At 37.6% G+C, this 12,146-nt stretch carries 7 protein-coding genes, 4 tRNA genes and 1 pseudogene; all 12 read right to left on the bottom strand.

Going from position 1 to position 12,146, the window contains the following annotated elements:
* Positions 1–90 precede the first annotated feature (90 nt).
* The 12 genes and pseudogenes from BM350_RS22820 to BM350_RS22880 all read right to left on the bottom strand — a co-directional run bounded on the left by BM350_RS22820 (position 91) and on the right by BM350_RS22880 (position 12,144).
* Positions 91–2,064, bottom strand: a complete 1,974-nt coding sequence (locus tag BM350_RS22820; RefSeq protein WP_090917163.1) for a S9 family peptidase — start codon at positions 2,062–2,064, stop codon at positions 91–93.
* Between the two features lie 414 nt (positions 2,065–2,478).
* Positions 2,479–2,949: pseudogene (locus tag BM350_RS28085) on the bottom strand (TnsA endonuclease N-terminal domain-containing protein); the annotation flags it as partial.
* Between the two features lie 75 nt (positions 2,950–3,024).
* Positions 3,025–4,827 carry a glutamine--fructose-6-phosphate transaminase (isomerizing) gene (gene glmS / locus BM350_RS22835; RefSeq protein ID WP_090917161.1) on the bottom strand — a complete coding sequence of 601 codons (1,803 nt, stop codon included), beginning with the start codon at positions 4,825–4,827 and terminating at the stop codon, positions 3,025–3,027.
* Positions 4,828–5,307: 480 nt separating this feature from the next.
* Entirely contained in the window at positions 5,308–6,654 is a 1,347-nt protein-coding gene (glmM, locus tag BM350_RS22840) for a phosphoglucosamine mutase (protein WP_090917159.1), read from the bottom strand.
* 2 nt (positions 6,655–6,656) lie between these two features.
* Positions 6,657–7,970, bottom strand: a complete 1,314-nt coding sequence (locus BM350_RS22845) for a CdaR family protein (protein WP_090917157.1) — start codon at positions 7,968–7,970, stop codon at positions 6,657–6,659.
* On the bottom strand, positions 7,963–8,787 hold the full coding sequence (gene cdaA / locus BM350_RS22850; RefSeq protein ID WP_090917155.1) for a diadenylate cyclase CdaA: 825 nt from the start codon (positions 8,785–8,787) through the stop codon (positions 7,963–7,965). Before cdaA ends, BM350_RS22845 begins: the two co-directional genes overlap by 8 nt.
* 418 nt (positions 8,788–9,205) lie before the next feature.
* Complete coding sequence (gene rocF, locus BM350_RS22855; RefSeq protein ID WP_090917153.1) at positions 9,206–10,099, bottom strand: arginase; 894 nt, start codon at positions 10,097–10,099, stop codon at positions 9,206–9,208.
* A gap of 310 nt (positions 10,100–10,409) precedes the next feature.
* The gene (locus tag BM350_RS22860) at positions 10,410–11,561 is read right to left on the bottom strand and encodes a glycerate kinase (protein WP_090917149.1); all 1,152 of its coding nucleotides are present in this window, start codon (positions 11,559–11,561) and stop codon (positions 10,410–10,412) included.
* A 269-nt stretch (positions 11,562–11,830) separates the two neighbouring features.
* Positions 11,831–11,903, bottom strand: a tRNA-Ala gene (locus BM350_RS22865).
* A 4-nt stretch (positions 11,904–11,907) separates the two neighbouring features.
* Positions 11,908–11,982: transfer RNA gene (locus BM350_RS22870), tRNA-Gly, on the bottom strand.
* A 6-nt stretch (positions 11,983–11,988) separates the two neighbouring features.
* Positions 11,989–12,064: transfer RNA gene (locus BM350_RS22875), tRNA-Lys, on the bottom strand.
* Between the two features lie 5 nt (positions 12,065–12,069).
* Positions 12,070–12,144, bottom strand: a tRNA-Gln gene (locus tag BM350_RS22880).
* Positions 12,145–12,146: the final 2 nt, after the last annotated feature.

Consider the following 12,146-nt stretch of genomic DNA (forward strand, 5'->3'; position numbering starts at 1 on the left):
TAATCATAGAGCTACAATCACAGGCTAAATAAGAAAAAAAACTTCCTTATAAAGACTGTTTCATCCTTATGTATCCTGTGAGGATATCCATTATAAAACCCTAAAATCTTTCATACTTTCTCCAAGAATATAGTTTGAAAACCACATCAAATTCTGCTTCATAATAGCTACATTAATTCCTGGCTGGTCAGAACTATATGCCATTCCTTTAAATATAATTAATTCTGTATCAACTTCCATATCCCTTAATCCTTGATATAGATCATATGCATTTGGAGTTGGAATTCTTGCATCCTTTTCGCCATGTTGGATTAAAGTGGGAGTACAGGCTGATTTAATATATGTCATTGGTGATGTTTTAGTATATATCTCTGGATCATTCCATGGATTATTTCCTAAATACATCCTAATAAAGTAAGGTATATCTGTATTTACATAATGGGTACTCCAATTCGTAATTCCACCTCCAACTGAAATAGCTTTAAATCTACTACTAAACGTAGAACAGAAAGCTGATATATATCCCCCGTTGCTCCATCCCATAACCCCTACTCTATCTTTATCTGCTATCCCTTTGTCAACTAGTTTATCCACTCCAGATATAACATCATCGTAGTCACCAATTCCCAGTTTTCTATAGTTTGCTTTTAAGAATTCATTACCGTAACCAGAACTTCCCCTGTAGTTTGGTTCTAAAACTATAAAGCCTTTTTCGATAAACTGTTCAATAGGATATTTCTCATTAAAACAGTCTGAAAATATTGGAAAGGATGCCCAAGCCGGACCACCATGGATTACCACTAATAAGGGATATTTTTTATTTACGTCAAACTCTACTGGGGTTGATAAAACACCCTCTATTTCAAGGCCATCACTACTTTGCCATGAGATTATTTCCCTGTTACTTTTAAGCTTTCCTTTGAAAAAGCTATTTTCATTCGTTATTTTTTTATCGTCTAAATAGATTTCAAAGGTTTCATTTGTTATAGCCTTATTATAGGATATATGATTTCCATCCCTTGTTATAGAAGCATCCATTATAAAGCTATCTGCTTTTTCACTTAACATTTCCACAGTGCCATCCTCAGATAGCAACCCAATAAGATAATTAGTTTTATTCTGCCATCTAATTAAAATTCCTTTAGCTGTCCACCGTAATGGAATAACCGTACTATCAAAATCTGTTAAAGGTTGAATTAGCTCTCCATTATTAATATCATATATCTCTAATGTACTATCTTGTATATGGGTCTTATAGTAATCCTTCTCCCTTATACTTGCTGAGTAACATATTTTGCTGCCTTCAGGAGAAAAGCAAACGCTCCCTCCCAACAACTTATCTATATTCATCTTTTGTAGCTCTCCAGCGTTAATATCTAGTATGTATAGATCTCCATTAATATAATCTCCCATATTTGGGCTTGGTGTAGCCATAAATACAACCTTTTTCCCATCATTTGAAATATCAAATTCATGGATATGAAAATCCTTCCCATCAGTTAGTTGATAAACAACGCTATTTTCGTGTTCATATTTATCATTTTGTATTACTTTTTCTATTTCAATGTAGTATAAACAATTATTCTGGTATTCCTTACCTATATGATGGAAATTTCCATACAGTTCCTTACGTTTCTTTATCACCTCAGATTCTTTTGACTGTGCAACATAATAAAAACCCTTGCCAGTAGGCTCCCATTTAAATTTACTGACCCCTTCTTTTTCATCAGTAATTTGAACCCCACTATAACCATCTATTGAATTAACAAAGATCTGATTTTTCTTATTATCCCCGTCACCAACCGGGCTAAGGTATGCGATATTCCTAGAATCTGGAGACCATAATGGGTATGTACTATCTATATCCCTAGTTGTTAATGGGTAACTCTGCCCCTTATCTTTTTCATATATCCATACATGATTCCTATATTTATTGTCTTTCCAGTTAGCTGTCTTCTTGACAAATGCTACGTTTTTGCCATCATCACTTATGTTTGTACCTGATAAGGTTGGTAATGAAATAATCTCTTCTATGCTTAGATATGTTTTTTCATTCATTTTCATTAATAAACTCCCTCGTAATGTCTAGTAATCTAATTTGTTCAATAAAGTGAAACTTTAATCAGTGGGGGGTTTTTCCATCCCCCACTGATTATTAGTTGAACCAATCGGGCTTTTACGGGCAGTTGATCTCCCACCTAACTTCTTAAGAAAGGCGGAAGCGGCTCGCTCAGAATCGCAGGACGTTGGAGCGCCCGACAAAGAGGCGCTTTTTGCCTCGTCTGAGGGGGCGAAACGACCGGAGATTCTAGCCGCTAGAGCTGGACAATGCATTCGCCGAATTTCGAGGTGGGAGTCTTACTGCCCGTTAATGCGGGATAAAACCTCTGCCCTATGCTGAACCCCTTTAGAACTGTGTTTAGCTTTCCATTCACGAATTTCAAACGATAATAATATTAACATCGACAAAGAGCGATTTTCCCGTTCAATTTTAAACCTCTCTAACACACGTTCTTCTAATAGCTTATCTTTCATTTTGATAGTATGAGCTACTTCAAATACACCTTGTCCTTTATCAACTGTTAATAAAAAGTCCGTTGTCATAACAATTGGATCTCCTGTTTTTGGATCAGCTAGGTGTTTAATCCCAAGCTCTTCAGCAATGACAATTGTCTCTTATTGTGGTAATAAAGAAAATTGTTCATAAATATCTAAAATAAAATCGAAAAATTCAGTTAAATAAAAGTAGTTCCGTTCCAAATCCGATAAAAACTCATGTTGTCTGGCAGTCTTTATACCTTTTAATCTTGTTGATCGATCTAATGAGGAAACATCTTGAATTTTAAACCAAGGCTGATAATCTGCCCCACTACCCGTTCCTCTACCCTCTTTAATCCACTTATCGATTTTAGATGTTCTTTTCTTTTCGACACAAAAACACCCCTTCAGATAATCATATCCAAAGGGGTAAAGCTTCGCAACTTTATTTTAAATCTACACAGCTTGTTCCAAATCTATAAACTCTTACTCAACAGTCACCGACTTAGCCAAGTTACGTGGTTTATCAACGTCACACTCGCGGTGAAGTGCTGCATAGTATGAGATTAACTGTAATGGAACTACTACTGCAAGCGGTGCTAGTGCCTCGTGTACAGCTGGTACGATGAAGCGGTCGCCTTCCATTTCTAAGCCTTTCATTGCGATAATGCAAGGGTTTGCTCCGCGTGCTGCTACTTCTTTTACGTTACCGCGAATTCCAAGGTTTACGTGCTCTTGCGTCGCAAGTGCGATAACTGGTGTACCTTTTTCAATTAACGCGATTGTACCGTGTTTTAACTCTCCTCCAGCAAAGCCCTCTGCTTGGATGTAAGAGATTTCTTTTAACTTTAATGCGCCTTCTAAACCAACGTAGAAGTCAACGCTGCGGCCAATGAAGAAACAGTTACGTGTTGTTGCTAAGTATTCTTTTGCAATTGCATCCATTTCATCTTTTTGATCGCAAAGTACTTCCATTGCGTTTGCAACAAGACCTAGTTCTTTGATTAAATCAAAGCCAATTGCTAAACCTTTTGCTTTGGCAATGTCAGCTGCTAAGATTGCAAGTACTGCAAGCTGTGCTGTATATGCTTTCGTAGAAGCTACAGCGATTTCCGGGCCAGCATGTAATGGCAATGTATAATTCGCTTCACGAGATAGTGTAGAGCCTGGTACGTTTGTAATTGTTAATGCTTTATGTCCCATTTCATTTGTTTGCACAAGTACTGCGCGGCTATCTGCCGTTTCACCACTTTGTGAAATGTAAATGAAGAATGGTTTTTCTGTTAATAATGGCATGTTGTAAGAGAATTCACTTGCTACATGTACTTCTACTGGTACTTTTGCAAAACGTTCCATGAATTGTTTTCCAACAAGACCTGCATGATAACTTGTTCCGCACGCGATGATATACACACGATCGCTTTCTAAAATTGCATTGCGAATTTCTGCATCAAGTTCGATCTCACCAGCTTCATTTTGATACTTTTGAATAATATTACGAATTACAAGTGGTTGCTCATCGATTTCTTTTAGCATGAAATGAGGATATGTTCCTTTTTCAATGTCACTTGCATCTAATTCTGCTGTATATGGTGCACGATCAATCGTTTCACCTTGTAAATTTTGAATTGTAATCTTTTCTTTTGTTACAAGAACCATTTCTTTATCCATTAGTTCGATAAATTGATCTGTAACTTGTAGCATTGCCATCGCATCACTTGCAACAACATTAAAGTTATCTCCAGTACCCACTAATAGTGGACTTTTGTTTTTAGCAACATAAATCATGTCTGGGTTTTCTGCATCAAGTAATGCTAATGCATATGAACCGTGTAATAGTGTTAATGTTTTACGGAATGCTTCTTCTACCGTCAAACCTGTTTTCACTTGTTTTTCTACAAGCTGAACGATTACTTCTGTATCTGTTTCACTTACAAAGTTTACATCTTGAAGATATTCATTCTTTAATAACTCATAGTTTTCAATTACACCGTTATGCACAAGGGTAAAGCGCTCTGAAGTACTTTGATGCGGATGTGCGTTCACCTGACTTGGAACACCATGAGTTGCCCAACGTGTATGACCGATTCCCACGTTAGCTGCTACATTTTCATCCACGATTTCGCGAAGTTTTGCAATGCGGCCTTTTTCTTTAAATACAATAACACCGTTCGCTGCTTGCACTGCAATACCAGCTGAATCATATCCGCGGTATTCTAACTTCTCTAACCCTTTTAATAAAATTTCCTTTGCATCTTGTTCCCCAATAAATCCTACGATTCCACACATAATTAGTCGCCGTTACAATATGCTTATGCTCTTTCATAAACATATAACGACATAGCCTGATCTTATTTTTGTATACCAAAAACGGATTTATATATCGCTAGCTTTGTAAGCTTGTAACGGCTTTCACCTTCCTCTCATTTTAGTTTCAGCCTGTATACTTCATACTGCTAGTGTAATCCGTTCTTTTTCTCTCATCACACTTTCACCTTTGTCCATTGAGTTACCTCAGTGCTTTAAGTAAAAGCTTTCGGTTGTGATGAACAACCGGGAGCCATCCGCCGAAATCTCGATAAACTCCTCCTCGTCAACTACATCGCAGGTAGTTCTGGCGCTTCTTACTTCAACCTATTTTGCTGAGAAAAAGAACAAAATCATCTTATAACAAATGGAATAAACCGTCAATGAAATTTTTTCATTGTAGATAACAAGTATATGCAAAAGGAGCACCAAATGTGCCCCTTTTTTAATAACATTCGGTTATTATTCAGCTCCAACTTCCGCTTTTACAACTTCTACAATACGACTTACGTATTGATCACAAAGATCTTGTGTTGGCGCCTCTGCCATAACACGAATTAATGGCTCTGTACCAGAAGGACGAACAAGAATACGACCATCTCCATTCATCTCTTCTTCTACAACACGAATGATTTCTTTAATTTTTTCATTTTCTAATGCTTGTTTTTTATCTGTTACGCGAACATTCACAAGTAATTGAGGAAACTTTTTCATTTCACTTGCAAGCTCAGATAACGATTTTTTCGTCATTTTCATAATGTTTACAAGTTGAAGTGCACTTAACATACCATCTCCAGTTGTAATGTAATCTAAGAAAATAATATGACCAGATTGTTCCCCGCCAAGATTATAGCCACCACGTTTCATTTCTTCCATTACGTAACGGTCACCAACAGCTGTTTGATTACTTGTAATGCCATTTGCTTCTACCGCTTTATAGAAGCCTAAATTACTCATAACTGTTGAAACAACTGTGTTATGTTTTAACTTTCCAGATTCGTTCATATATTTCGCACAAACGTATATAATTTGATCGCCATCTACAACATTTCCCTTTTCGTCAACAGCAATTAAACGGTCACCATCTCCGTCAAATGCTAGACCAATATCGGCACCTTTTTCTTTCACAAACGCTGCTAATACTTCTGGATGTGTAGAACCTACACCATCGTTAATATTCATGCCGTTTGGCGATGTTCCCATTGTAGAAATGTCAGCTTCTAAATCAGCAAACAAATATGGTGCTAGAGAAGATGTTGCACCATGTGCACAATCTAACGCAATATGTAAGCCAGAGAAATCTTCATCCACCGTTTGTTTAATGTATTGTAAGTATTTTTGTCCACCTTCAAAATAGTCATTTACTTGACCTAAAGCTGTACCAACAGGGCGCGGAAGTTCATCTACTTCTTTATCTAATAGTGCTTCAATTTCTTCTTCTTGCTCGTCTGTCAGTTTAAAACCATCTGGACCAAAAAACTTAATTCCATTATCTTGTACAGGATTATGAGATGCAGAAATCATTACACCAGCTTGTGCATCTAATGCTTTCGTTAAATAGGCAACCCCAGGAGTAGAAATAACACCAAGGCGCATTACTTCTGCTCCAATTGATAATAGCCCAGCTACTAAAGCGCCTTCTAACATATGTCCAGACACACGTGTATCACGGCCAATAATAACTTTTGGACGCTCTGTGTTTTTTGTTAATACATAGCCACCAAATCGACCGATCTTAAACGCTAATTCAGGCGTTAATTCCTCATTCGCAACGCCTCGTACGCCGTCAGTACCAAAATATTTTCCCATTGCTATTCGCTCCTTTTTTCTTGCTCATTTCCTTTATTTGTTGGCTGCTCTGGCTGTCCTTGCACTTCATGTCCTGTTTCTTGCTTCTTTGCAAGCTCTACCTTCGCATTTTTTTGTTTTAATTCTAGTGTGACATTATTGGGACCACTAATTTGAATCGGAACGTCATGTGTTCCTGCACTCATATTTCCTATATTAATTGATGCTTTAATCTGTTCTGCGCTCATCTTCTCTATAACACTTGCATCCCCAAAAACATCAACACTGATTTTTCCATTTTGCGGATCAGAAAATTTCATTGTTAATAAATCTGATAACCCATTCACCTGTAAAGGAATGTCAGTTATTGTTTTTCGCTGTTGCTTTTGTACTTCAACTGTCACTTTTACTTGGCTAGGTGCCGCTTTTGTAACACCTTTAGGTAAAGAAACAGAGGCATCGAAGGTAGTTGACTCTGTAATTTTACTCAAGTCCACTTCGATGCCCTCAAGAGATGTAATATTATCAAGTACGTCTTTCGAACCATAAATCTCCACTTCGCTTGGTTCAACTTTTATACTCGTTACGGTTATACCTTCTTGTAAGCTTCCCGTTTTCGTGACACCTAGGGAAACTGTTTTTTCAGGTGATGAAACTGGTACAGTGACATTGACAGTAGAAGAACCTGTTTTCAAATCTAACTGATTCCCGTCTTTATCATACAATACAATTTTTGCTTCTTTTGTTACTGTTTTGTTAACACCTTTCAAATCAACATACGCCCGCACAAGAGCAATTTGTGAAAGTTGCTCTGTTGTACCAGCTACTTCTACTGTGCCTGGCTTAACAATCGGTTTATCTATAGCTGTTCCTGCCTGCACTTGATTCTCATTTAAATATTTCACTTCTACAGGAAAAGATTTCACTTCTTTCTTTTTAATGGTAACTTGTATTTTTGCTGGCTGAACTTTTAAATGTAAATTACTTGGAACACCGCTATATTTTAAAGGGATTTCATATGTCCCTGGCGTATAACCACGCAAATTAACAAATACCTCAAACTGCCGTTTTACTTTAGCAGCCGCCACAACATTATTTTGTCCTTCAAGCGTGACACTTACTTTTTCAGGAATTCCGCTTACAATATACTTATCTTCATCATAATATGCAGATACCGGGACTCCAGATATTATTTCTGTTGTATCTCCTACTGGAAAAGGCGATGGATTAAAATTATCTGATACATTTTTATCTATGTTTGTTGACAGGTAGAGCATAATTGCTAATAATAATGCAATTCCTCTTAAAAACCAATGGTTATCCATTAACTTATCCATGACGTTTTCTCCTCCAATTCCACAAAGATGAAGAAGACTGTTTTACGTTTCCGCCTAATTCTTTCATAAGCAATTCCTTTAATTGTTCACTTTTCAAATCACGATGTAATTCGCCGTTTTTTGTTAAAGAAATTTGTCCCGTTTCTTCTGAAACAACAATTGTTAAACTATCTGTTACTTCACTTACACCCATTGCCGCACGATGACGTGTTCCTAATTCTTTAGAAATAAATGGGCTTTCTGATAATGGTAAATAACACGCTGCTGCTCTAATAATATTTCCTTGCATAATCACTGCCCCGTCATGTAGCGGTGTATTCGGTATAAAAATATTAATTAATAGCTCTGATGAAATATTTGCATTTAGTGGGATTCCTGTTTCGACATAATCCCCCATACCAGTTTCTCTCGCCATTGTAATAAGTGCACCAATACGACGTTTTCCCATATACTCTGTTGCCTTTACAACAGCATTTACCACTGACTCATGTTCATCTTCCTCTTGATTGCTTCCACGTGAAAATAAACTTCCCCGTCCAAGCTGTTCAAGAGCACGTCTTAACTCTGGTTGAAAAATGATAATAATCGCTAAAAATCCCCAAGTTAACGCTTGATCCATAAGCCATTGCAACGTATGCAATTCAAAGAAATTACTTAAAATACGAACAATAATGATTACTGTAATTCCTTTTAAAAGCTGAACAGCTTTTGTACCACGGATTACAAGAATCAATTTATATATAACAAACCATACAAGGGCGATATCTACTATAGTGCTGAGATATTTCAAAAGAACATTCATATCTCCAAAAGGCATTCTGACCCTTCCTCCATCTATATGTAATTTACAACAACAAATTAATTATAACATACATTATACGAACCACAATTTCAAACCACATTTCTAAACCTGACATGTAATCGTTAGATGTCAGACTTTAAGAAGAGATTATAAAGTGAAACTTTAATCAGTGAGAATTTTCTTCATCCCCCACTAATTATTAGCCCTCACCAATCGGGCGCATGCCAGCAGTTTATCTCCCACCTAACTTCTATAGAAAAGTGGAAACGGCTCGCCCAGAATCGCAGGACGCCCACGCCTCTGGAACTGGACAATGTTTTTGCTAAATTTTGAGGTGGGAGTATTACTGCCCGCAAATAGCGGGATAAACATAATATGCCACTGTATTTTTGTTTTAAAGTAAAAAAAGCAGCTTTTCAGCTGCTTTTTTAAATTATTTCAACTTTTCACCAAATAAAGATCCCATTAACGCTACAGCTGCAATTGCTGTTTTATTTTTTTCATCTAAAATCGGATTTACTTCTACAAATTCAGCAGATGTAATCATACCAGATTCAGCTAACATTTCCATTGCTAAATGACTTTCACGATACGATAAACCACCAGCAACCGGTGTACCTACGCCAGGTGCATCATGTGGGTCAAGGCCATCTAAATCTAAAGATAAATGTACGCCGTCTGTATGTGATAAGTATGCGATTGTTTCTTCCATAACCGCTGTCATTCCCATGCGATCAATTTCATGCATAGTGAAAACTTTAATACCCTCTTTACGAATAAACTCTTTCTCTCCATCATCTAAAGAACGAGCACCGATAATAACTACATTTTCTTTTTTCACTTTCGGATACTCACCGTATAAATTAACAAGTGACGGATGACCATGTCCTAAACTTGCAGCTAATGACATACCATGAATGTTCCCAGATGGAGATGTTTCCTCTGTATTTAAATCTCCATGTGCATCGTACCAAATAACACCAAGATTTTTATAATGTTTCGTAATACCAGCAAGCGTTCCAATCGCAATGCTATGATCGCCGCCTAATACAAGTGGAAAGCTTTTCTTCTCAATAATGCTATCGACTTTACTTGCTAGCTCATGACATACTTTTACAACTTGTTCAAGATTTCGTAATTTTTCATTTTCATTTATTTGAACTTCTCTTTCAATACATATATCTCCTAAGTCTTCTACGTTATATCCTATATTTTCAATTCTTTCAATAACTCCAGCATAACGAATCGCGCTCGCACCCATATCAACACCACGACGCATTTGTCCTAAATCCATCGGTACTCCCACAATTGAAATTTCTTTCTTCATAGATGATTCCCCCTTTTATGCTTTCACTAAATATTTTAAATCTTTTATATTATCTGACTCAACTCGACATTTTTTTGTATTTATATACACTTAATACATTACAAAGAAGCAATACATTAAGACTTTTTCACTAAAATATGCATAAAGTGAAACTTCCGTCAGTGGGGGTTTTCTTCATCCCCCACTGACGGTTAGTTAAACCAATCGGGCTTTTACGGGCAGTTATCCCCTACCTATCTTCTTTGCTTCTCTCTGAATCTTGAGGTGGGGGTCTTACTGCCCACAAATAGCGGGATAAAAAAAGCGCCCCTTACGAGTAGGGACGTTTTTGTAATCCTAGTTTCCATACAGCCGCAATATTTCGCGCTGTTATATAAATATTTTCTTTTCCCATTTCATATGCTTCTTCTAATGTCATTGCTCCTGAAACAATACTAAATACAGCATCAATGCCTTTTTCATAAATAGGGGTATGATTCGGATGAACAGCTCCGGCAATTGCAATAACAGGAAGATTATACTCTTTAGCTCGTTTTGCTACTCCTATAGGAGCTTTTCCATAGATTGTCTGTTCATCAATTCTTCCTTCTCCTGTAATCACTAAATCCGCATCTTGCAAATGAACATTAAAATTCGTGTAATCAAGTACAATATCAATCCCTTTTCTGAGCGTACCATGTAAAAAAGCAACAATAGCTGCTCCAAGTCCTCCCGCAGCACCTGCTCCTGGAACAAATTCAATATCAATATGAAGGGTTTGTTTAATTAACCTCGCATAATGCTTCAAATTACAGTCTAATCGCTCTACCATCTCCTCTGTAGCCCCTTTTTGTCTTCCAAATATAAACGATGCCCCTGTCACCCCTGTTAAAGGATTTGCAACGTCACAAGCTGCTTCAATTTTAACATGCGCTAAACGAGAATCTAACTGTGATATATCAAAATAAGTAATACAATCTAAATTTCCTCCACTTGGATCTATAGCACAATTATTGCTATCAAAAAAACGTACACCTAACGCAGATAACATTCCTGCTCCTCCATCGTTTGTAGCACTTCCTCCAAGCCCTAAAATAATACGATGAACCCCTTGTTCTAACGCATGTAAAATGAGTTCTCCCGTCCCTCTTGTTGTCGTTAAAAGTGGATTCCTTTTCTCAAGTGAAACATGATGTAAACCAGAAGCCGCTGCCATTTCAATAAAAGCAGTCTGTTTATCCGCAGAAAGGCCGTAAAATCCTTCTACTACGTTTCCTAATGGGCCTGTCACAGGGACCTTTACGATTTTCCCTTGCACCGCATCAACAAGTGCTTGTACTGTCCCTTCCCCGCCATCTGCAATAGGAATTCTTATATACTCTGCCTCTGGATATATAGAGCGAAACCCTTTTTCTACTGCTTTACACACTTCTAATGCCGTTAAACTTTCTTTATAAGAATCGGACGCAATAATAATCTTCACATGAAATAACTCCCTTCATCCTCAATATTAAAGTTAGAGTCGTCAAAAATATATACCTTTCTTTTTAGGCGGGCGAGAGCATCTGGCCATGCATAGAAGTGATCAGGGTCCTTTCCTGCCACATGCAAGGTTTAAAACAAAAAGAGAAAGCAAGTAACGGTCATGTTGTATTCGGCATAGCAGCGAATTGTATGTAGAAAAATTAAAATGGATATATAAACAAAAAAAGCTTGAAGTCTAATATTAGACTTCAAGCTTTTTTAACTGTATGGAGCCTAGCGGGATCGAACCGCTGACCTCCTGCGTGCAAGGCAGGCGCTCTCCCAGCTGAGCTAAGGCCCCAGGTTGGAGCGGAAGACGGGATTCGAACCCGCGACCCCAACCTTGGCAAGGTTGTATTCTACCACTGAACTACTTCCGCAAAAAATGGTGAGCCATGAAGGACTCGAACCTTCGACCCTCTGATTAAAAGTCAGATGCTCTACCAACTGAGCTAATGGCTCTTAAATGGCTGGGCTAGCTGGATTCGAACCAGCGCATGACGGAGTCAAAGTCCGTTGCCTTACCGCTTGGCTATAGCCCATT

It is taken from the genome of Bacillus sp. 103mf (assembly GCF_900116295.1).
Taxonomy (GTDB): domain Bacteria; phylum Bacillota; class Bacilli; order Bacillales; family Bacillaceae_G; genus Bacillus_A; species Bacillus_A bruguierae.